This window comes from Pseudanabaena sp. PCC 7367 (assembly GCF_000317065.1).
GTDB lineage: Bacteria > Cyanobacteriota > Cyanobacteriia > Pseudanabaenales > Pseudanabaenaceae > Thalassoporum > Thalassoporum mexicanum.
This window is the reverse complement of the sequence record NC_019701.1, coordinates 1,168,832-1,189,306: the sequence shown is the minus strand read 5'-3', so window position 1 is coordinate 1,189,306 and position 20,475 is coordinate 1,168,832. Positions and strand designations below refer to the sequence as shown.

The following is a 20,475-nucleotide window of genomic DNA, read 5'->3' as shown; positions in this document are numbered from 1 at the left end:
TAGGGAGGAGGCGATCGCCTTATTTTTATGGTGTTGGCTAGATTCTAAATACAATCGGCACCAGTTAAGCCCTTACATTGCTCGGCGATCTCTTCGGCCACTGCCGGAGCCATCTGCTCGTGCTTAGTCAAAGCTTGCCGGAAGTAGAACTCGGCATCCTGCGAAAGCTTGGTTTTCTCGGAGTCGCTCAATCCTTTTTCGTGATCGCGCTTCATCCACAAAATTTGTCCTTTCAGGTAAACAATTTCTGGATTGTCCGGTGAATGCACTAGGGCTTTTTCTACCGCGGCCAGGGCTTCATTGGGTAACTTGGCATCTCGATAGCCCAGGGCGATCCCCCGCCATTTCAAATATTCAGGACCCGCCTTACGCAAACTACCCAGAGCATCTTCGAGGTCGGCCAATGGCACCACCGAAGCCACCAGCATGTCCATATAACCTTTAATTAAATTTAGTTCTGGGTCATCGGGGGCAATTTCGGCCGCTAGCTCAATCTGATCAAGGGCTTGTTGCACCAGAGATAGACCCCTGGCGGCACCACGCACCACCCCTTTCTTGGTTACTTCATAGCCCGCTTCAAGTAAATAGCTCGCACCAGTATAGAGGTGTCCTCGCATTGGATTTTCGGACATTAGGGCTTGGGCAGCCTTGCGAGTTCTGATTGCATAGTCGCGCATGAATTCCAGATTTTCGCCAGCATCTTTGTTGTTCATGTAGTACAACGAAGCTTTCATGGCATGGAGCAATGGCTCATCGGCTTCGGTGGCAAAGGCGCGATCGACCGTTTCTTGAGCTTCCAGGAAATTGCCATCCCGAAACATCAGCTCAAAGGCCGCTTCGGTTTCTGCACCAATGCCGCTGGGATTATCAGTCCTGAATGGATCGCCCGCCAATACCGGTGAGGCGATCGGCATAAACATGACTCCGGCCAGAATCGCGGCGATCAACCTGTTGAGCTTCCTAAAGCCTCGTTTATGAGGTTTATAGCCTAGGCTAATTCTGGGCTTATTACTAATACGGAAAATTTTGTTGGGGTTATTCCTGGCTTTCATGCTAGTTCTTGGTAATACCTTCACTAATCTAATTGCTCTGTGTTGATTGTGTTGATGGTGACTAAGTTGATGATCCTGGCTCAGGCTTGTAGTTTTGTATAGTTTGTCAAATCCACAAATTGCGATCGAAGATTCTCCTCGTGACATCACAATTAAGAAATTTTGCAAAAATAACTGATTCCCAAAGATCCAGATCGATCACTTACCTTGATTCCACTCATACCCCATGCCTAAAAATGGCTAAAATTTAAGAGATGAACCTAACAGTAGATTCTTGCCTCTATTCTTCTTTCTATTTCTATATATTAATCGATTGATTAGTTAGCATATAAGTGATCTGAAGTATAGACCTACCCCCGACTGAATTAAAGATCCAGATGGAATTCTGAAGTTGAGAAAATAGAGACAGGATGCCGTAAGATCCAGTCTAGTCTGACGTATGCTAGGGCAAATGGTTCCGATCGCTTTCACTTATCCTTAAACTATGCTAGAAATCCAAAACCTTTCCTATCATCCGCCTGCTGCTGCTGCACCAATTTTACAAAATATTGAATTGCAGCTTGAGCCTCAACAGTTGGGGGTGGTGGTGGGGCCAAGTGGTTCTGGGAAAAGTACACTGCTTGAAATCCTGGCTGGATTTGTACAGTGGCATCAAGGGGCGATCTTTTGGCGATCGCAGGATCTAGAAGTTGAGCATATGCAGCAATTATCGGGTCTGGTGTTTCAATTCCCAGAGCGGCATTTTTGTGGCAGCACGATCCTGGAGGAATTAAGACTAGGGCATCCTGAACTAGACCGCGATCGGGTGGATGCTGCCCTGGCTGAAGTGGGCTTACAACATTTGCCCCTGCATATCTCGCCACAGTCGCTCAGTGGTGGCCAACAACGGCGGCTAGCCTTGGCGGTGCAGTTAATTCGTCAGCCTTATTTACTGTTGCTAGACGAACCTACCGCTGGTTTGGATTGGTCAATGCGGCAGCAATTAATTGAATTATTAGCCAAGCTCAAAAAAGACTGGACTTTGCTGGTGGTTACCCATGAGCCGGATGAGTTTAAGCACATTGCTGATGTGAGTTGGTCAATTTCCCACGGTTTGATTTCAAAAATCGAAAAGTCAGTTTCATTAATCTAGTTCATTAATCTAAACTTGTTAGCCTTGAATTAGGTGAATTAGTCGTAAATTAGTAAGAATATTCAAGGATGAAGTTGAAACTAACCAATGCTTCGTTTGTAAAGAATTCTTGCTTCTAGCTAATCAATAACCTAAGTCTTTACTTTCATGAAGGCCAGATTTAGCGATCGCTTCCCTCTTTATGTCTTGCCATCCCTGGATTACAAGCATAATGACTTGAGCCGATCGCTATCTATTGCTGATCTTCCTTGACATCTCGATACGCTTCGCTAGCAAAAGTTATGAATCCCAAATTTAGGTGACAAGGATGGGTCTGTGGCGATCGCTCTGGCTATTTGCCCCTGGTTGAGTTGTGGTTAATGATTAGCTGTTTTTAATAGCTTAACGTTAAATAAAATGCTCAAGTTGTTCCTCAGAGAGACATTTGAGCCTAAATTAAATCAACGGCAATCGCCAAAGCTAGTTTAATTTGCGGCAGTAATAACTAACCTACGATCGATAGTTAAGAAAAGTTACGGTTATCTTGAGCGGACACATAAGTTTTGCCTATATAAATATAAACATATGCCAAACTTAAATTAAACTCTATGCTGTTAAGATTATTTTTACAAGATAGGTGAGACCGCCCAACCAAAGAGCGGCTATCCCTCTACCCTGTTGATCGAGATTGATTGAGATGTTAGCATCACTGCGATCGAAGCTTTATCAACGCTTTATCAACACAAACCCAGGCATTAATCTTTGCAGCGATCTGTATGGGAATTATTGTCTAGTCCATAAAAAAAGCTACCTTAGCCTTAGATCAAGTAGGTTTGCAACTACTTTGTCGATCGCTTAGCTAGATAGCCCACTCATTGTGTATTTAGTTTACTTAATAATTCTAGCTATTAAGTAGCGTGAATAAGTAAATATAACTACAGAAACTAACATAGCAAAATTTTTTTGACTGTTTCTGTTTGCCCCACTCTGGATTGAGTCATAGCTATCGCAATATCGGTTGCGGCTGGAATGTATGTTCTAAGCTAGCTGCAGGTGATACTTAGGCGATCGGGTGCTTTGAAATTGGCCGGGTTAATTGTAGGGACATTCACTATCTATGTAACGCGAAGCTCCTTAGTTGAATTAAAATTACACATTAAAAAATTTAGCTAAATGGCGATCAGCGGCTATAACCACGCGATCGCTAATACCAGGGGCAGTTCGTTTGACCAATTAGGAGATTTAGAATGGCTACAACAACAAAAGGCTTTCAGGCCGGCGTAAAGGATTACAAACTCACTTATTACACCCCCGATTACACCCCCAAGGATACTGATATCCTGGCTGCTTTCCGGATGACCCCACAGCCCGGTGTGCCTCCCGAAGAAGCGGGTGCGGCTGTGGCAGCAGAGTCTTCCACTGGTACTTGGACTACGGTGTGGACTGACCTACTCACCGACCTCGATCGTTACAAAGGTCGTTGCTACGATGTTGAGTCTGTACCCGGTGAAGATAACCAGTACATTGCTTATGTGGCTTATCCTCTAGATTTGTTTGAGGAAGGCTCGGTTACCAACATGCTCACCTCGATCGTTGGTAATGTGTTTGGGTTTAAGGCCTTACGTGCCCTACGCCTCGAAGATCTTAGAATTCCGGTTGCCTACCTCAAAACCTTTGAAGGCCCCCCCCATGGGATTGTGGTTGAGCGCGACAAATTGAACAAGTATGGTCGTCCGCTGTTGGGTTGTACGATTAAGCCCAAACTAGGTCTGTCCGCCAAGAACTATGGCCGTGCTTGCTATGAAATCCTGCGTGGTGGTTTGGACTTCACCAAGGATGACGAAAACATTAACTCTCAGCCCTTCATGCGCTGGCGCGATCGCTTCCTGTTTGTAGCTGATGCGATCCACAAGGCTCAAGCTGAAACTGGCGAAATTAAAGGCCACTACCTCAACTGTACCGCTGCCACCGTGGAAGAAATGATGAAGCGGGCTGAATTTGCCAAAGAGCTAGAAATGCCGATCGTTATGCATGACTTCCTCACCGCTGGTTTCACCGCCAACACCACCCTATCCAAGTGGTGTCGTAACAATGGTATGTTGTTGCACATTCACCGCGCCATGCACGCCGTCATCGATCGCCAGAAAAATCATGGTATGCACTTCCGGGTCTTGGCCAAGTGCTTGCGCATGTCTGGTGGTGACCACATTCACACTGGTACGGTGGTTGGTAAGCTAGAAGGCGATCGCGCCTCTACTCTGGGCTTCGTTGACCTGCTCCGTGAAAACTACGTCGAGCAAGACAAATCCCGTGGTATTTACTTCACCCAGGATTGGGCTTCCATGGGCGGCGTATTTGCGGTTGCTTCCGGTGGTATCCACGTCTGGCACATGCCCGCATTGGTGGAAATCTTTGGTGATGACTCCGTGCTGCAATTTGGTGGCGGTACCCTCGGTCACCCCTGGGGTAATGCACCTGGTGCAGTGGCTAATCGGGTTGCGCTTGAAGCTTGTGTTCAGGCTCGCAATGAAGGCCGTAACCTCAATCGTGAGGGTGCTGACATCATTCGTGAAGCCGCCAGATGGTCACCAGAATTGGCAGTAGCCTGTGAAACCTGGAAGGAAATCAAGTTTGAGTTCGATACCGTCGATACACTCTAAAACTAGTTGAACGGAAATAATCGAAAGGATAAGGGGAGCTAGTTGCGATCTTAATTGTTAGCCAGCGATCCCCAATCCCAGTTCACCTTCCGGCTCAGTTCTATGGATTTAAAGAGTGTTGCCAAAGCTACGTCCAAAGTATTGATTAGTTATTTAACCTATCAAGCGATGCGGACTGTGGTGTCGCAACTCCAGCAAACTAATCCGCCCCTAGCCCACTGGCTGAGTGGTTTTTCTTCGACTGGCAAGCTCCAGGATGGCGAAATGTATCTCAAGGAGCTATTGAGCGAAAACCAGGAGTTAGCCTTTCGGCTAATGACAGTTCGCGCCCATCTGGCCGAGGAAGTGGTTGAATTCTTACCGGAAATGACATTAACCGGAGTGAAGGAAGCCAATTTAAAACTACGCTGCCAGCACCTAGAGAAGATCGTTAACTATGAATCATCGGCGGATTTGCCTGATTTAGACCCCGATTTATTGGCGGCAGAGTTGCTTGAAACCCAAGAGGCTCAGGCGATCGCTGACGATCGCCAAAACGATCGCCAGGATGAACTTGACATTGTTGATACTGAAAATATTGACGATATTGACGATGCAGGTGAACCATCCGCGATCGAGGGTCAAGAATCACAGTCAGACAATCTCCTTGAATAAATGGCTAGTAGTTCATCGGATTAGTGATTTTTAGCAATTCCAAGTAATTCCAAGTAATTCCAAGTAATTAGTTAGCAATTAAGCCTTCTAATTTATTCCAACTGTATAAACAGCATTACCAAGAGAAATCATGCAAGTAGTATCAAAAGAACGTAAGTTTGAAACTCTGTCCTATCTGCCCCCCCTAAGTGATGCGCAGATTTCTAAGCAGATCCAATATGTGATCGACCAGGGCTTCTTCCCCTGTGTGGAATTCAACGAAACCTCTAATCCAGAAGAATATTACTGGACGATGTGGAAGTTGCCTTTGTTCAACGCCAATAGCGCCCAAGAAGTGCTCAGCGAAGTCCAAGCCTGCCGCTCTGCTTTCTCCAACTGCTACATTCGCGTTGTGGCCTTTGACAACATCAGACAGTGCCAGGTGACATCCTTTATTGTTCATAAGCCTAACCGTTTCTAGATTTTAAGCTTTCTAATTTCTTAATTTCTAGTAGTTAGAGCTTTCTAAACTCCTAATAGGTTTGATAGGTTTGATTTAGGCATAATGCTCAAAAATGGGCATTAGCTAGCCAAATGAATTGATTTGATTATATAAGGTTGAATTAACAGTAGTGGCGATCGGCTGCTACTGTTTTTTTAGTTTGGGTTTGGTTATTGTTATGTGAGTAATTACTTTATTAAGCAAATCAAATATTTATTACATCCTGCTTTAAGCTCCGTTGCGATCGTAAAGCAGCCCATAGAATGTAATTGTAAGGATTTGTAATTGTAAGGATTTTGGTGTATATACCATTTCCCTGCGGTGAAAAATTGAATTCACAAATTTCTAAATTTCTATATTTCTATATTGATAGCAAGCAAGAGGTAACGGCCATGAAAATGTTTCAATATCTTGCCCAAGCAACCAGTTTCATTAGCGATGCGATCACCAGGATTTTTGGCCCAGCCAAGGATGATTACCCCAAAACTGGGGTACAGCCATATACCGGTGATCCCCATCCCGATCCTTCGTGGCAAGAACGTGAATGATATTCATGATATTTAGGTCAGGCAGCTCGATCGTCTGGAGGTGCTAGCGATCAACTCGATCGATAAGTAAAATCGATAAGTAAACCAGTCAGGCTCCTGATTGTGGCTCTCTAGTTATATATTCAATTCATTGATTGAGTATGGATGGAGCTTAGTTATTATTTCTCAGACTTAGTTTTTAGCATCAGTTCCTTTCCTTACGCCAACTGGTTTAGCCATACTTTAAACGTATGTTAGACATAACTTAGGATTTACGGTTGCTCCGGTTGTTTTGAAAGTCACCACAAGCATTGAAAAGGTGATTTTTGATGCCATTGCCGATCAGTGAAGTATAAGATTGGCGATCGCCCCAAATCAAAACCTAGCTCAAAACCTAACTAAAATTAATAACCATCAAAAAAATTAATCCTCTACAATTAAATTATCTTGATCCCCCTACCTAGATCTGGTGGGGGGATTTTGATCAATCAAAATGTGTAGAATAAATACGTTCTATCTAGCTAGGTAGAATAGTAGATGCTAGATTGTCCGGCTGTTGAATAGATTATCTAGCTGCTAATTAGCGGATTTTGAGGTTTTAAATTCCTATGGCTCGACGTAGACCCGCCAGTGTGTCCTATGGCGCTCCTTCTGTTGGTAATAATTCTGGCAACAATAATAACTCTGGCACTGGCTTTAAACTGGCGATCGCGGCGGCAATTTTTGCGATCGGCATTGCCGTTGGCGTTGCCCTCTCGACGCTCAATCCAACCCAGCAAACCGTAGATGCAATTAGATTAGATGCCCTGGCACCCAGCCGCGATTTTTGTAATAACTACGGTGCTTCGGCGATGGTAGTTTCCAGCCGTGTGTTTATTACCCTCAATCCCTACGATGTTTATGTGAGTCGGGTTGAGTCGGAACCGGGCTGTGTGGTTTTACCCAACAACTGGAATGGCCTGCTGCGGCGTGGCGCGATCACCGAGCAAGATATTCGAGAGTGCAAAAACCGGATGAATACGTTTGGGTTTACGGGTAACCTGGGCAAAGATACAGCTGTGGACTGTGTATATGAAAGCAAGAATGCCCAAGAGCAACTAACCAAGGGGTATGAGCTACAGGATGCTGACCCCAATCAACCTCGATCGCAATAATTCTTTCAGTCACCTTGGAAATGAATGACTAAATGACTAAATGACTAAAAAGAGCCGATCGCTACCATTTACCAAAAAGAGAAAAGCAAGCGATCAATATCTGGGCTATCGAATTGCGGCAATCTGGAAGTTCCTAGAGCGGGAAAATATTCTCAGGCTGCTTTGTATTATTGGGGTGCTGGTAATTATTAGCTCTTTTGCCCTAGCGATCGTAGAGCCAGAAATTTCGATCCATGATGCCTGGTGGTGGAGTGTGGTAACTGTGACCACGGTTGGTTATGGTGACATTTCGCCATCTACACCAGCGGGGCGATTGATTGCGATCTTTTTGATGTTTTTGGGCATTGGCTTGCTGGCCACCTTCAGCGCCACGATCGCCAGCGTTTTGGTTGATAAAAAATTAAAAGAAGAACTAGGCATGAGTCATTGCACCTACGAAAATCATATTGTGCTGTGTGAGTGGAACCACCGGATGCGATCGATCTGGAACGAGTTCCGCTATGACTACCGCACTGCGCTCACGCCGATGGTTTTGATCGCGGACATGGAACGCAAGCCCGTTGAAGATGACAACCTGTTTTTTATCCAAGGTCAGGTGGATGATGCCACCCTGGAGCGAGCCAACCTGAGCAAGGCCAAAACGGTGATTGTGCTGGGTGACGATCGCCTCGAAGATACACCCCGCGATGCCAAGGTAGTGCTCACCACCCTAACGATCGAAAGCATGAACCCCAGCGCCTATACGATCGTAGAGCTGGTAAACGATGCCTATATTAAGCATTGCGAGCGGGCTAATGCCGATGAAATTATTGTCAGTAGCACTGTTAGTAGTGGGTTGATTTCTCAGGCTGCCTTGAATCATGGCATAACTAAGGTGGTTTGCGATATCCTCAATGCCCATTATGGCAATCGTCTCTATAAAATGCCGGTGCCAAAATCCATGGTCGATCGCCCCTTTGTGGAAGCTCTCACCGAGATCAAACGTGAGCATGAAGGGATTGTATTGGCGGTGCATCAGGGCGGCCCTGGCGGTGAAGTGATTTCTAATCCCAATGAAGCTTACTTGCTCAAAGACAGCGATAGTTTAATTGTGATGGCCAGGGATAGTCCTAATTTTGGCAGGAAGAAAAAATCATAGGGACTAAGTGACTAAGTTGGTTAGCTCAAAGCCATTTTGATCGCATTAATCAAAATTAGGTTGGGCAAGGCGATCGCTTGGAGCCTCTAATCCTTGTAATTATTGAGGGCTGGATCAGATTTATGATCACGAGCAGCTATATTTGGCAGTATTTTTATGGCAACTGGGCGATCGTTGTGTCAAAACAATGTCGATCAATTCAATTCTGGCAGACTACTAACGGCTAGTCTGTTTTTATTGATAGGTATTGATAGGTATTGATAGGTATTGATCGGTCGGTCGAGCCGCCCAAGATTTTAGGGCGATCAGTTGCGATCGGCCAGCTAAATTTTTTGCGAAGCCAAGCAAGCCTTGATGTTCTATTCCAGCAAGGGATCTGGCTAATTTATGCAAATAGGTTTTCAATTTATTAAAAAAAAATTTGCCAAATTGGAAACAAATTAAACTCCCATTCGTCAAGCCATATTCAAGTAGCTAAGTTACTTGCTCCTGCAACAATCAAATCAGGAGTTGCTTAATTTAAGCTTTCTGTTCCTCGGCCAAATTGTTTATTCGATTAAGTAGGTTTAACGGAAGGTTTAACTATGATCAAAAAACTAATTATTCTGACTATGCCGATCGCCTTGATCTTTGGCATGTACTCTGTTTCCGCTAGCTCCCAGGCCAATTCATCAACCAGTACCCTGGCTCAAGCAGAACAACCCTCAGAATTGGAACAAAACACCAGCCCCGATCCTACATCGAGCGATTTAGATGACATTGATCCCAGCGACAGCGTGCCACCCGCAACACCATCTGAATTCCCCACATCCCCAGAACCGCTGGAATTGCCCGAATCCTCAGAACTCTCAGACACCCCAGACACCCCAGACACATCAGATGCATCCGCTGAGGCAGACTATGCCGTAGTCGATTTAAATTCACTCCCCGCTGCGGTCGAGCAAAATGGTGCCGATCCAGAAGCGATCGCCGTGGCGCTATTTGGCAACACCGAGCCAACCGAGGGCAATTTTGAAGAAGAGATCGATTCCCAGATCGTTGATGACCAAGCCGTAGTCACCATCACTCAACTTGGTCTAGCCGATGACTCGGTGCGCGGCGTACGCTATATGCTCAAATTTGATCAAATGGATGACCAAACCTGGCAACTTGTCTGGGTTGGGGTTCAGCAAACCTGTTATGAAGGCAGGGGGACTCAAGAATGGACTACAGATGCATGCGTTTGATCTCTAGATCATTACTAAGCTTAGCTGAGCCTAATTAAGGTGATCTTCTGTGCTAGCTAATTCTGGCTAAGCATTACTCCTAATGTTATTTTTCCCGCTGGTTCTAGGAGTATTTGCCAGCCTGGAATTAGTAGAACTCCAAATCCAATCGCCACCTACTTAGTTATCTGGTAGGTGGTTTTTTGACTATTGGGCTATGGGTTGACCAAGGAAATTGTTGCCGCATAATCGTTATTGCTGCGATCGAATAAATACGTTATCTCTATTGCGTCAATCACATTTAAATTAATTGATTGATTAATTGATTGATTGATCTGCTGGTTGAGCATTGACCAACTATGTTTTTGCGGATGCAGTTAGACCAATTAGATCAATAATATGACTAAGATAGAGCAATGCGATCGCTCCAATTCGCGCCCATCGGAGAAATTAGACCATGGCAGATAACCAACATTTAGCTTTATTGGCACGAGGGGTAGAAGATTGGAATAACTGGCGGGAAGCCAATCCCGAGCTGCGTGGCATAGATCTGACCATGGCTAGTTTAAGTGGCGCTAAATTACGCAAGATTGATCTAAGTATGGCGAATCTGCGTGGCGCAGACCTGCATGAAGCAAATTTGAGCAAGGCAAAATTAAAGGGAGCCGATCTCAGTAGCACTAATTTACATGCTGCCGATCTAAAAGGAGCCGATCTTAGTGATGCTTTTCTCAGCATGGCCAACTTAATTGGTGCCAACCTCTACGATGCTGATTTAAGGAGTGCCGATCTAAGGGGCGCAAAACTCAACCAGGCCGATCTCAAATATGCCAATCTCACCCTGGCGCGGTTTAGTTTAGCCAACCTGAATCAAGCAAACCTGAGTCAGGCTAAGCTAGTTGCTGCCGATTTCAGTCGCGCTAACCTCAGCGAAGCTAACTTTAGTGGTGCTGACTTAGGGCGGGCAAATATGGGCAAGGTGGATTTAAGCAAAGCGAATTTAAGCATCACAATCCTGGCGGGGGCTGATTTAATCGGTGCAAATTTGACCGGCGCTAATCTGAGTGAAGCAAACTTAAATCGAGTTAATTTGATCGGTGCCAACTTAATTGGTGCTAATTTGCATGGAGTTGATCTGATGGGTGCAGATTTAATGGGTGCGGATTTGAGCATGACCGATCTGACCCAGGCGGATTTGAGCCGCACTAATTTAATGGGGGTGGTTTTAACCAAGGCTAAAATCAATGGCACCCGCTTCCCTGAGGGCTATAGCCAAGGTCTCTGCTGAGTTGTTGGCATCAGGTAATCAGGTAATGTTGCTAATTTGCTACCCACAAGCTAACCATGCGTCTGAGCGCGTCCGGGTCAACTGGCTTAACCAGAAAATCATCTACACCTGCATCACGGGCGATCTTTTTATATTCAGCATTAGAATAAGCCGTCAACAAAATGAATGGTGCAGCAGCGGAAGGCAATTGGGGATAGAACTTAATCCGCTGACATAGCACAATCCCTGACATATCTGGCATTGACCAATCGCTGACGATCGCATCAAACCTAGTAGAGCTAAGGTGTTGCCATGCCTCTTTGCCATTATTCGCCGTCACAATATTACAATTGGGCAGCTTTGCCAAACTATCAGCCACCAGGGTCAAGGTCATCCGATCGTCATCTACCACCAGAACAGTGAGCTGCTTTTGGCCAGTGGCCAGATCTGCTGTGTGATTGGTTGAGGCTGAGCTAGCAGAATCATTATTACTATCTATTACTGCTAACTTAGTGTTGATCTCCTCTAAAACTGTGGCTTGCTGGGTCAGTAAATTGGTAGTGATATTAACAATTTCAGCGATTAATTGATTGCTTTCCTGGGTTTGCTGGGTTTTGGCCTCCAGTTCAATTTGTTCGGCACGTTGCCGCACCTGGTGCATACCAATCGTGGCGCTAGAGCCTTTGATGAAGTGAGCATTTTGCTGAATTATAAAAAAGTCTTGCTGGGCGATCGCCTCCTGGAGGGCAGTAATACTATGGGGTAGATCCTCAATAAACTGCTTGAGCATCTTATTTATGACGGTGCGATTACCCTCACACAGCTTGATCAAGTGATCGACATCGATCAGTTGCTGTCCTGGTAATGAAGCAGCGCCATCTGGATTAGCAGCTAGATCGGTTGGTTGGCTGGCTGTAATGGGCTGATCTGACTGATTCAGTTGATTAGCTTGATCTAGTTGATTAGTGTCTTCCTTCTTATCGATCTTATCGATCGGAGATTGAGGCTGGGTTGATGCGATCGCCCGTGTGTTTGATTTATTGGTGGCTCTGAGGTTGGCTCCTGCTTCTACCAGGGCATGCAATAGCGGTAGCTGCTTAATTGGTTTGACCAATACGGCGGCAAAACCTTGTTGGCAGAGTTTTTTACTCTCTTGCTGCTGGGTCGCAAAACAGGCAATTACCAGCTTGGTATTACTGAGCGAGGCATCGGCCAGAATTGTTCTTCCCAGCACCGCTCCACTGAGTACCGACATTTGCATATCAATAATGGCAATCTGATAGGGTTTCCCTTCACCGACTGCTTGCCTGAGGGCATTCATCGCCATGGCCGAGTTAACTACTTCATCCGCTTTAATTTGCCACTTTTGGGCATGTTGGCTCAAAACAGCACGGGTGGAGGCATTTTCGGAAACAATTAGGAGCTTGAGGCCAGTCAGATCTGCCTGGGGGGCGATCGCAGTTTGTTGATCGGGTAGATTAAACGCCGCACTAAAACAGTAGGCTGTTTCTGGATCGCTCCCCGTTGTTTTTAGTTCCATTGTGCCGGCCATCATCTGTACCAGCGATCGGCATATCGCTAGATCCGTACCGATTGTAGTGAAATCCTGAGCAAGATCGCCCTGTTCGTTCGCCTCACTGCCCCAACCATCAGCCTGAGCCAAGAATTCAGCGATTTCATCTTGGTCTTGATCGCTTAAAAAGATATTACTATGGGCTACAGTAAACTCTAGCTTTACGATTGAGGCAGTGGTTTCTAGTAGTTGAATCCGCATTTTAATTTCACCCTCACTGAGAACCTCGATCGCCTTGATCAATAGCAGTGTGAGCACTTGCGATAGGCGCACCAAATCCCCTTCTAGTTTGGTGGGCACGTTGTCATCAATTAAAAAAGTCAGCTCAAGCTGCTTACGGTGTGCCTGTAATGCGATTAGATCTAAAAGCTCTTCCGTGCAGTTGCGCAGGTCAAAATTCATAACAGTTTAATCGCTGGATTTATGGCAAAAGTTCTGGTTCACAAGGCAAGAAATAGGATTTCAGCCCAAAACACTTAATCCTATCGCCACATAAATAAAATAACCTAAAATTGAGCGATTCTAGTTGACCAAACGTGATATCCTGTCACCCATTCAAGTTGCTTTCGATCGTGTGTGGGGATAGTTATGAGTATTAAGAGCATAATCAAAAAATTGAGTCAGCAGCAGCAGCAGCTAAAGTCTGCGGCGATCGCCACGATCGCTACCTGTGGTGTGATGGCTGTACCAGGATTAAGTTCAATTAGTCTTTCTGGTAGTCTTTCTGGGCTTGACCAGGCTGCCTATGCGCTGCCCGGCCAGACAGAAACCCAAGTGGCCGATTGGATCAGGGCAAATCCAGCACTGAAGCCAACTCGCAGTGAACGATTACTGGTAAAAAAATCCGATACGGCAGCGCGGCGATTTCAATTTCAAGCCAGCGTTTTGATCCCAGGGATCGCTAATATACCTGGGGATGCCAACCTAATTCGTTCTGAGGAAATTTCATTTTTTGATGCGGTCAATGGGGTTACCCGCGATCGTCTGGAAGATTCGGTGCGCAGTATTTATGGTGCTTCGATCATGCGTGATTATGTGTCCGCTAAAACTGTGTATGCCTATCCCACGGAAGAGATGATCGCCAGGGCTAAAGTGAACAATGGCAATGTTTTATTGATTGCATTACAAGGTGAGTTACGCGAGGGTGAACAGTTTGTCTACTGGCTCGAAACCGTGGAGAATGCCAGTGGTAGGGCTAATTCTGGCCGAGTAGTGATCTTTGAACGTAAGCACCTGCCCAAGCTAGAAGCAGAACTGCGTAAGCGTGAGGTAACCCTGCCCTAGGCATTATTCGTTATTCGTTTAAAGCCAATTAATTTGCTGCGATCGAGAAAGGCGCTGGAGTAAAGATACTCTAACGCCTTAACTTGTTAACAAATGTTGATATGGGTATAGATTAATGCTGGGATAGACAATTAGAGATGGCCAGTGATTCAACCAGCCAATATCTATCTCTAATTCAATCTAATTCATTAATTCATCTAACTAATTAATTTGAGATATAGCCTATAGCCCAGTGCTTGAGTCTAGCTCGCAGAACCAAGCCCCACATAAGCACCGTAGAAAAATAGACCAACTACCACTAATATGCCAGTGCCAGCAATCGTGGCAACGAGCCACAAAGGAATCCGACCGTTCTTAAGCATGCAATAAACCTCCTCTTAATTAAATTGGGGATTGGGGATAAAAGAAATTTTGCTAATTCAGAATTTTAGTTTCTTGATTAAGCCAGATCTAGAAAACCAGGATTGGCACTAGAACTAAGAGCGAAATTGGGCTACAGCCAGAAAATGACCGACACCCAAGGGAAAGTTCCTGGCCGATCGATCGCTTAATCATCCCAACTAAAAATTAATTGTTCTAGATCCTAGGAATGTGGTCAAACCTGATTTCTGCCCAGGATCATTGGGATCTTGCCTGATTCAGACCTAACCAACTACTTAATTTATTAGTATTTATTAGTAATAGTAATTGATTATTAGTTGATGAAATAACTGGCAAATAGCAAAGCAGTTACAAAAATGAGCAGCAACCCAAGATATAGGGATGTGCGATTAAGTTCTACTGGCTGGGAGTTCGGATTTTTCTCAGGCATTATTAGTCCCTCTTAATTTTGTTTTTAAAAAGTAGCAAGTAGTAGGAAAACTGCTTCAGGTTTGATTGAGTGTTTAAAGATTAAATGAGCACCAATGAGGAGGCATGAAGCAACCTCAAAACGCCCATAGCAGCAGAAAAGCCTCAATGCTTAACTCAATGATTGAGTAACCTGCTGACTTAATTCAACAACAATTTAACGGCTAATAAATTGCATTGCCGCGATCGCACCAAGGAAAAAGACTGTGGGTACGCCGAGGGCATGAATTGACAACCAGCGCACAGTAAACACGGGATATTCAACTGGTTGATTGGGGTTACTGTTTGTCATAATCTAGAAATTTTTATGCTTAACAATTTTTACGTTTAACAGTTTTTTTGCGCTTAACTTTACATTTGCAAATTTACACAAGCATTTAAATGCAAATCTAAACATGTCTTAAGACATTGCCAACAGTCCAGCAAGGAGCTGCAGTGCTTATTTAATTAATTAAGCGAGTCATTAAAATCTTCAATATCATCGATCGCATTAAAGCGATCCAGCAATACTGGTGCATCGGAGCGATCGAGGGTGTAGTATTCGTTTGGTCTGGGGGTGCCAAAAACATCATAGGCCAGACCAGTACTGACAAACAGCCAACCAGCAATAAACAAAGCCGGAATCGTCAAGCTATGAATAATCCAGTAACGAACACTGGTAATGATGTCACCAAAAGGTCTTTCACCCGTTGTACCTGCCATGAGTAGTCCTCTCTAATCTTAAATCTTGATATCTACAAATCTTAAACAACTTTTTATTATTGTAGCAACTAACCCCTTTTGGGCTGGATTTTGTTACTACTAGCTCCAAGCAAAGGAACCACTGCCCATTCTAACTTAGCGTGGGTGCAAAAATCGTTATTAGTCTGGCCAAATTCTTGAATTAAAAAATGCAATTTAAAACCGTAATTAAAATATATTCAAATGCCGTCATCGTTTCTTTAGCAATCTTAAATGATATTAGAGAAAGCGCTATAGGTACTTAAATCAGGCAATGTAAATAATCTGTACCTCAAAAATAGCTCAAATAGTTTCTTGGTTAGCTTGAAGGAACGACAAAATTGATGCATCTGGCGTAACACCTGTTTGGCTTGTCCCCAGATATTTTCAATCGGGTTCTCTGCCGGTGCATAAGGAGCAAAGCGCAGACAATGTATTTGCCAGTCCTGTCCTTGATTGATTTGGGTCAGGAAATCACGAAACGCTTGGGAGCGGTGATAACTAGCGCCATCCCACACTAGCAATATCTTGGCACCAGCACTGATATCGTGCAAATGCTTTACAAATTCAATTGTCGAGGAGCTATTAGCACTTTGATAGGACTGTAAGATTAAATCTCCATTCAGACAATCTAAGGCGCCAAAATAAGTCTGGCTATCTCGGTAGTTATCAACTTTGACCTCCAGCCGCTGTTGACGGTCTCCCCAGCCATACCCACAAATATCACCTGCTCGAGTATGGCACTCATCTAGTGCAAATACCCTTATCTGTCCGTTTTGAATCTCTGGTTGATGAGACTTAAGCCAATTGTTAATCATTTGGTTATGCTCGTGCACCACAGATGCATCATACCTGGGGCTTTTTTTCTCCCCTTATGCCAACTCATGCCAGCACTTTTGAGCAAATCGTAATAGCTTTGCACCGAACGGTATATCACTCCATAGTTCTGGGCTATATGTTCAACTACTTCAGATACTGTACGTTGCCTTTCTTGAGCGATCCATTCAACTACCGCCTGACGCTCTACCTTACTCAAAAAGCCCGCACTGCCTTTATGGCCTAGCCTCAAACCTGCTATGCCTTGCTCTCTATACTTTCTCTCCCAGCGGCTGATATAGTTTGAACTCACGCCTAGGATTGGTTGAATTTCATGGTGTTTCATCTCCTTAAGACGCATTTGTACTGCTAATGCGCGTTTCATCTCGCGCGGGTCTGGGTTACTGGCGATAAATTCTTCTAGGGGCATATCTTCTCAACATATACTACCCTCTATTATTCTCTATAATCATCTGGAATTGCTATTGAATTGAAGTGAATGGGTTAGGGCTGTCTGCCATGGGGCAAATTCGGTGGGCTCTGATGCCAAAAATGCCAAAAATAGAGATATCAAGAATAGAGATATCAAAGATCGATCGGCTAGAGCCGTCACGCCTATTATGTCTGTTGTTATGTCTGTTGTTATGTCTGTGCGAAATAATAATCCAGATCGATCGAATAGATCTGGGGCGATCGGGGCAGAATGATGAGGGCAAATATTCGCACATATTGATATTGATTGGGCAGCTATGGAAATCAGGAAAATCACCGCCGCTGAGCGTAGCCAAATACTGGACGGCTATGACTATGCTTTTTATGAATGGCAAGAAGACCTGCTACCAAATCCGGTTGAACCAGCAAGTTTAGCGATCGTCGAGCCGGATGAGATTCTGGCCGCTATTATTGACAACAAAATCGGCGCATCATTGCGGGTACATGATTTCCACCAATCGATCCGTGGTGAAGTTAGGCCGATCGGTGGGATCGGTGGCGTGTGGGTCTATCCTGAACATCGCAATCGGGGGGTGGTGCGGCGATTGCTCCAGGTAGCTTTTGCGCAAATGCATAGGGCAGGGCAGGTGGCGAGTATGCTGATTCCCTTTAAGCCCAGTTTCTATGGCAAGTTTGGCTATGTGGTGACCAATGCCAACTTAGAAGTTACTTTGCCGATCGCGGCGTTTTTGCCCTATTTAGAACAAGGTAAAAAGTTGGAGCAGTCTGGAAATCCAAATGATTTAGAGAATTTAGAGCATAATTGGCAATGGCAACGGGTCAAGGCCAGTGAGTCATGGCCTGAATTTTTGGATTTTATGATCAAGGTTGCCCCTAAACAGCATCATGGCCTTATTATCCCCTCAGAAATGCCAGCACCCCAATGGCGATCGCGGTTGCAAAAACGCCAATGTATTTTAATTCGTCATGCGGGAGAATTGGTGGCAGCGGCGCATTATGAAATCAATAGCGATTTTCGGGCTACTAACGAGCAGCGCTTGATCAATATCCCTGATCTGTACTGGTCGGATTTGGCCGCCAGGGATATGCTGTTTAGCTTCATTGCCCGTCACCGTGAGCAAGTTTTTTCCGTCAAGCTCAATTTACCGCTTGGGACAAATTTTCAGCCCTGGTTTGGCGATGTACCCACGCCGCTGCAAGTAGAAATTAGCCGTAATCCTTATATGGTGAGGGTGATCGATGTGGTGGGGGCGATCGCAAATCTACCGGCATCTATGGCTGGCAAGCTGACGATCGAAGTTAGTGATCAATTTTGTGATTGGAATCAGGGAATTTATCAAATTTGGGCAGATCAGGGGCGATTGCGGTGCGATCGCTTAGCCAAGGACATAAAGGATATAGCAGCAGCAGATGTGATTGCATCGATCGAGGGGATCTCGGCGTTGGTCTATGGCACTTTACCCATCAAAGCGCTAGAACATAAAGGATGGGTGAGAATCAACAACCCAGCCGTGCGCGATCTAATTACAGCCTGGTTCCCCGCGATCCCGCTCTATAACACGGTTCGCTTTTAAGCCAGGGATTAGCGATAGATTTAGTGATCCCTTGTCTTCGAGCCAAGATAAAAGCCCACTGCAAAGGTGGCCAGGATCATAACCGGGTTTAAAAGAGTGATCGTAAGATCTTTGACCATCATGCGATCAACATGCGGGTTAAAGATCGCTACCGTAAATACACAAAAGCAACCCAGCAAAGTAACGCCAAAAATCACAGTTAGGGTGATCGCAATCCAAGCCACCGTTGGCGATCGTTGATTCTCTGGGTTTAATTCTAGGTTTAATTCTGGGCTCAATCCAGGAGATTCAGAGGCAAGATCGCTGGATTCAGTGGAGTGATCAGGGGCGATCGAGTTTTCTGTGGCAATGGCTGCACCATTTTCTTGAGGGCGATCGGATGAAGTAGCTGGATCGGTCATGTTGAATTACTCCATAAATCGATTGATTAAGCTGTTAATTGATCTGTTACGCAGTCATACCAATCTTAATCATCTTAATCAGGGGAGCAAGGAGATCAATACAAGGAGATTAATAATAGTTACTTAAATGTAATTAAATACCTTTTTTGATACTAACTTTCTTTAAAAGCTATACCTTACTAAAAGGTGCATACTTTACTTACATATAATACCCCCTTAAAATACTGTATAGCAAAAGAGATAGTTAGAGCGATTCATCAATCTCTATTTGCCAGCCTCGATCGTTTCATTTAGTTGTTTTTTAGTGCTAGTCCAATTCGCAACAGCCAATTAATTGGCGCTAAACCAAAGCACAAAGCATAGTAAACCTGAATTTGAAGGAGCAAGAAAGATGACCGTAGCGATCCGTAAATCCGCAGAAAGAGGACATGCCAATCATGGCTGGTTAGATTCATATCACACCTTCTCCTTTGCTAATTACATGGACCCGGCACATATGGGCTTTCGGGACTTAAGGGTAATTAATCAAGATCGGGTTAAAGGCGGAATGGGTTTTGGTGCCCACGGCCACCGCGATATGGAAATAGTTACTTATGTACTCGATGGGGCGCTTGAGCACAAAGACAGCATGGGCAATGGTGAGGTTATGCAGCCCGGTGATGTGCAGCGGATGAGTGCAGGCACTGGCATAGTTCACAGCGAATATAATGCATCGATCACAGACCCAGTCCATTTTCTGCAAATTTGGATCTATCCGCAGGATCGAGGCATTAAGCCAGGTTATGTACAAAAAGGGTTTAGTCGCGCCGATAAGCTAAATCAATTGCGTTTGATCGTCTCGCCCGATGGCAGGGATAATTCACTGACGATCAACCAGAACACTAGTATCTATGCCTCAGTCCTGGAACCCGGCGCTAAGGTTATGCATACTGTCAAGCCCGATCGCCATGCCTGGGTGCAGATCGCCCGTGGCAGCGCCACCTTGAACGGTCAACCACTCCGTGAAGGTGATGGCGTGGCGGTGAGCGAAGCTGGTGATTTAGAAATTGCTGGCCAAGATGAAGTGGAGTTTTTGATCTTCGATCTTGCCTAGTGCTATTTCAAGCGAGATGTTGTGCAAGTAGAGACTTGAATGCTTTGATCTACTTGAATACTTTGATCTAAAGGTATTCATGCAAAAGCAGTCTTTTGAAGATGCACTAGTTATCTGAGCATCTAACTATCTGAGCATCTAAACATCTAAGTGGCTTAGTTTAATGATCTAGCTCGTTTGAGCAGTTTGAGCAGTTTGAGCAGATCCAAAATTTGTGATCCTGCTGCTGCCATTAACTTTGCTATGCATTGTAAAACCTAGGACTTAAGTCCAAGCGTTCGATCGATTCGGGCGTTTGGATTTTTTCTTAGCTAAGACTTGCTTCTATTTGACTATTTTTACCAGGAGTTGCTAGAAGACTGATCGTAATCACCCACCAGTTTGCTAGACCTAGTATAGACCTAGTAAAAGAGCTTAAATCAATAGTAATAATAGATTTATGATTAACGCGATCGATCGGGCT

The 20,475-nt window shown here is 44.8% G+C and carries 20 protein-coding genes and 1 pseudogene; 12 read left to right on the top strand and 9 right to left on the bottom strand.

Features of this window, described 5'->3' with window-relative positions:
• Positions 1 to 44: 44 nt before the first annotated feature.
• Positions 45 to 1,052: a Sll0314/Alr1548 family TPR repeat-containing protein gene (locus PSE7367_RS04570; RefSeq protein ID WP_015164193.1), complete on the bottom strand. Its 1,008-nt coding sequence runs from the start codon at positions 1,050 to 1,052 to the stop codon at positions 45 to 47.
• Between the two features lie 484 nt (positions 1,053 to 1,536).
• On the opposite strand from PSE7367_RS04570, the gene PSE7367_RS04565 reads away from it, so the two are divergent.
• The 9 genes and pseudogenes from PSE7367_RS04565 to PSE7367_RS04520 all read left to right on the top strand — a co-directional run bounded on the left by PSE7367_RS04565 (position 1,537) and on the right by PSE7367_RS04520 (position 11,270).
• Positions 1,537 to 2,184, top strand: a complete 648-nt coding sequence (locus tag PSE7367_RS04565) for an ABC transporter ATP-binding protein (protein WP_015164192.1) — start codon at positions 1,537 to 1,539, stop codon at positions 2,182 to 2,184.
• 1,226 nt (positions 2,185 to 3,410) lie between these two features.
• On the top strand, positions 3,411 to 4,823 hold the full coding sequence (locus PSE7367_RS04560) for a form I ribulose bisphosphate carboxylase large subunit (RefSeq protein ID WP_015164191.1): 1,413 nt from the start codon (positions 3,411 to 3,413) through the stop codon (positions 4,821 to 4,823).
• Between the two features lie 102 nt (positions 4,824 to 4,925).
• Positions 4,926 to 5,285, top strand: a pseudogene (rcbX, locus tag PSE7367_RS22895) (RuBisCO chaperone RbcX); the annotation flags it as partial.
• A gap of 322 nt (positions 5,286 to 5,607) precedes the next feature.
• Complete coding sequence (locus tag PSE7367_RS04550) at positions 5,608 to 5,937, top strand: ribulose bisphosphate carboxylase small subunit (protein ID WP_015164189.1); 330 nt, start codon at positions 5,608 to 5,610, stop codon at positions 5,935 to 5,937.
• 413 nt (positions 5,938 to 6,350) lie between these two features.
• A complete protein-coding gene (locus tag PSE7367_RS22355) occupies positions 6,351 to 6,506 on the top strand; it encodes a hypothetical protein (RefSeq protein WP_198013438.1) in 156 nt (51 codons plus the stop codon).
• Positions 6,507 to 7,093: 587 nt separating this feature from the next.
• Positions 7,094 to 7,639: a DUF3172 domain-containing protein gene (locus PSE7367_RS04540; protein ID WP_015164187.1), complete on the top strand. Its 546-nt coding sequence runs from the start codon at positions 7,094 to 7,096 to the stop codon at positions 7,637 to 7,639.
• Between the two features lie 40 nt (positions 7,640 to 7,679).
• A complete protein-coding gene (locus tag PSE7367_RS23070) occupies positions 7,680 to 8,777 on the top strand; it encodes a potassium channel family protein (protein ID WP_015164186.1) in 1,098 nt (365 codons plus the stop codon).
• 584 nt (positions 8,778 to 9,361) lie between these two features.
• Positions 9,362 to 10,003: a hypothetical protein gene (locus tag PSE7367_RS20160; protein ID WP_015164185.1), complete on the top strand. Its 642-nt coding sequence runs from the start codon at positions 9,362 to 9,364 to the stop codon at positions 10,001 to 10,003.
• 436 nt (positions 10,004 to 10,439) lie between these two features.
• Positions 10,440 to 11,270, top strand: a complete 831-nt coding sequence (locus PSE7367_RS04520; RefSeq protein ID WP_015164184.1) for a pentapeptide repeat-containing protein — start codon at positions 10,440 to 10,442, stop codon at positions 11,268 to 11,270.
• Between the two features lie 31 nt (positions 11,271 to 11,301).
• Here the strand turns inward: PSE7367_RS04520 and PSE7367_RS04515 are convergent, their stop codons facing one another.
• The gene (locus tag PSE7367_RS04515) at positions 11,302 to 13,224 is read right to left on the bottom strand and encodes a response regulator (RefSeq protein WP_015164183.1); all 1,923 of its coding nucleotides are present in this window, start codon (positions 13,222 to 13,224) and stop codon (positions 11,302 to 11,304) included.
• A gap of 213 nt (positions 13,225 to 13,437) precedes the next feature.
• On the opposite strand from PSE7367_RS04515, the gene PSE7367_RS04510 reads away from it, so the two are divergent.
• On the top strand, positions 13,438 to 14,106 hold the full coding sequence (locus PSE7367_RS04510) for a hypothetical protein (protein ID WP_225882684.1): 669 nt from the start codon (positions 13,438 to 13,440) through the stop codon (positions 14,104 to 14,106).
• Positions 14,107 to 14,348: 242 nt separating this feature from the next.
• Here PSE7367_RS04510 and PSE7367_RS04505 read toward each other — a convergent pair whose 3' ends face one another.
• The 6 genes from PSE7367_RS04505 to PSE7367_RS21480 all read right to left on the bottom strand — a co-directional run bounded on the left by PSE7367_RS04505 (position 14,349) and on the right by PSE7367_RS21480 (position 16,921).
• Positions 14,349 to 14,468, bottom strand: a complete 120-nt coding sequence (locus tag PSE7367_RS04505; protein ID WP_015164181.1) for a photosystem II reaction center protein J — start codon at positions 14,466 to 14,468, stop codon at positions 14,349 to 14,351.
• 332 nt (positions 14,469 to 14,800) lie between these two features.
• Positions 14,801 to 14,917: a photosystem II reaction center protein L gene (locus tag PSE7367_RS21045; RefSeq protein WP_015164180.1), complete on the bottom strand. Its 117-nt coding sequence runs from the start codon at positions 14,915 to 14,917 to the stop codon at positions 14,801 to 14,803.
• Between the two features lie 195 nt (positions 14,918 to 15,112).
• Positions 15,113 to 15,247: a cytochrome b559 subunit beta gene (gene psbF / locus PSE7367_RS04500; RefSeq protein WP_015164179.1), complete on the bottom strand. Its 135-nt coding sequence runs from the start codon at positions 15,245 to 15,247 to the stop codon at positions 15,113 to 15,115.
• Positions 15,248 to 15,402: 155 nt separating this feature from the next.
• Positions 15,403 to 15,657 (bottom strand): cytochrome b559 subunit alpha, encoded by a 255-nt coding sequence (psbE, locus tag PSE7367_RS04495; RefSeq protein WP_015164178.1) that lies wholly within the window; start codon positions 15,655 to 15,657, stop codon positions 15,403 to 15,405.
• 248 nt (positions 15,658 to 15,905) lie between these two features.
• Positions 15,906 to 16,493: an IS630 family transposase gene (locus tag PSE7367_RS21485; RefSeq protein WP_015164177.1), complete on the bottom strand. Its 588-nt coding sequence runs from the start codon at positions 16,491 to 16,493 to the stop codon at positions 15,906 to 15,908.
• Positions 16,490 to 16,921, bottom strand: a complete 432-nt coding sequence (locus tag PSE7367_RS21480; protein ID WP_015163675.1) for a helix-turn-helix domain-containing protein — start codon at positions 16,919 to 16,921, stop codon at positions 16,490 to 16,492. The genes PSE7367_RS21485 and PSE7367_RS21480 overlap by 4 nt, the downstream gene beginning before the upstream one ends.
• 319 nt (positions 16,922 to 17,240) lie before the next feature.
• Here PSE7367_RS21480 and PSE7367_RS04485 point away from each other — a divergent pair, with 319 nt between their 5' ends.
• Positions 17,241 to 18,518: a GNAT family N-acetyltransferase gene (locus PSE7367_RS04485; RefSeq protein ID WP_015164176.1), complete on the top strand. Its 1,278-nt coding sequence runs from the start codon at positions 17,241 to 17,243 to the stop codon at positions 18,516 to 18,518.
• A 20-nt stretch (positions 18,519 to 18,538) separates the two neighbouring features.
• Here the strand turns inward: PSE7367_RS04485 and PSE7367_RS04480 are convergent, their stop codons facing one another.
• The gene (locus PSE7367_RS04480) at positions 18,539 to 18,919 is read right to left on the bottom strand and encodes a hypothetical protein (protein WP_015164175.1); all 381 of its coding nucleotides are present in this window, start codon (positions 18,917 to 18,919) and stop codon (positions 18,539 to 18,541) included.
• A 391-nt stretch (positions 18,920 to 19,310) separates the two neighbouring features.
• Between PSE7367_RS04480 and PSE7367_RS04475 the strand changes: the two genes are divergently transcribed.
• Entirely contained in the window at positions 19,311 to 20,012 is a 702-nt protein-coding gene (locus PSE7367_RS04475; protein ID WP_015164174.1) for a pirin family protein, read from the top strand.
• The last annotated feature ends 463 nt before the right edge of the window (positions 20,013 to 20,475 follow it).

Excerpts from the sequence above, each read along its gene's own strand:
- PSE7367_RS04570 (WP_015164193.1), bottom strand. The coding sequence starts at position 1,052 with ATGAAAGCCAGGAATAACCCCAACAAAATTTTCCGTATTAGTAATAAG.
- PSE7367_RS04565 (WP_015164192.1), top strand. The coding sequence starts at position 1,537 with ATGCTAGAAATCCAAAACCTTTCCTATCATCCGCCTGCTGCTGCTGCA.
- PSE7367_RS04560 (WP_015164191.1), top strand. The coding sequence starts at position 3,411 with ATGGCTACAACAACAAAAGGCTTTCAGGCCGGCGTAAAGGATTACAAA.
- PSE7367_RS04550 (WP_015164189.1), top strand. The coding sequence starts at position 5,608 with ATGCAAGTAGTATCAAAAGAACGTAAGTTTGAAACTCTGTCCTATCTG.
- PSE7367_RS22355 (WP_198013438.1), top strand. The coding sequence starts at position 6,351 with ATGAAAATGTTTCAATATCTTGCCCAAGCAACCAGTTTCATTAGCGAT.
- PSE7367_RS04540 (WP_015164187.1), top strand. The coding sequence starts at position 7,094 with ATGGCTCGACGTAGACCCGCCAGTGTGTCCTATGGCGCTCCTTCTGTT.
- PSE7367_RS23070 (WP_015164186.1), top strand. The coding sequence starts at position 7,680 with ATGACTAAAAAGAGCCGATCGCTACCATTTACCAAAAAGAGAAAAGCA.
- PSE7367_RS20160 (WP_015164185.1), top strand. The coding sequence starts at position 9,362 with ATGATCAAAAAACTAATTATTCTGACTATGCCGATCGCCTTGATCTTT.
- PSE7367_RS04520 (WP_015164184.1), top strand. The coding sequence starts at position 10,440 with ATGGCAGATAACCAACATTTAGCTTTATTGGCACGAGGGGTAGAAGAT.
- PSE7367_RS04515 (WP_015164183.1), bottom strand. The coding sequence starts at position 13,224 with ATGAATTTTGACCTGCGCAACTGCACGGAAGAGCTTTTAGATCTAATC.
- PSE7367_RS04505 (WP_015164181.1), bottom strand. The coding sequence starts at position 14,468 with ATGCTTAAGAACGGTCGGATTCCTTTGTGGCTCGTTGCCACGATTGCT.
- PSE7367_RS21045 (WP_015164180.1), bottom strand. The coding sequence starts at position 14,917 with ATGCCTGAGAAAAATCCGAACTCCCAGCCAGTAGAACTTAATCGCACA.
- psbF (WP_015164179.1), bottom strand. The coding sequence starts at position 15,247 with ATGACAAACAGTAACCCCAATCAACCAGTTGAATATCCCGTGTTTACT.
- psbE (WP_015164178.1), bottom strand. The coding sequence starts at position 15,657 with ATGGCAGGTACAACGGGTGAAAGACCTTTTGGTGACATCATTACCAGT.
- PSE7367_RS21485 (WP_015164177.1), bottom strand. The coding sequence starts at position 16,493 with ATGATTAACAATTGGCTTAAGTCTCATCAACCAGAGATTCAAAACGGA.
- PSE7367_RS21480 (WP_015163675.1), bottom strand. The coding sequence starts at position 16,921 with ATGCCCCTAGAAGAATTTATCGCCAGTAACCCAGACCCGCGCGAGATG.
- PSE7367_RS04485 (WP_015164176.1), top strand. The coding sequence starts at position 17,241 with ATGGAAATCAGGAAAATCACCGCCGCTGAGCGTAGCCAAATACTGGAC.
- PSE7367_RS04480 (WP_015164175.1), bottom strand. The coding sequence starts at position 18,919 with ATGACCGATCCAGCTACTTCATCCGATCGCCCTCAAGAAAATGGTGCA.
- PSE7367_RS04475 (WP_015164174.1), top strand. The coding sequence starts at position 19,311 with ATGACCGTAGCGATCCGTAAATCCGCAGAAAGAGGACATGCCAATCAT.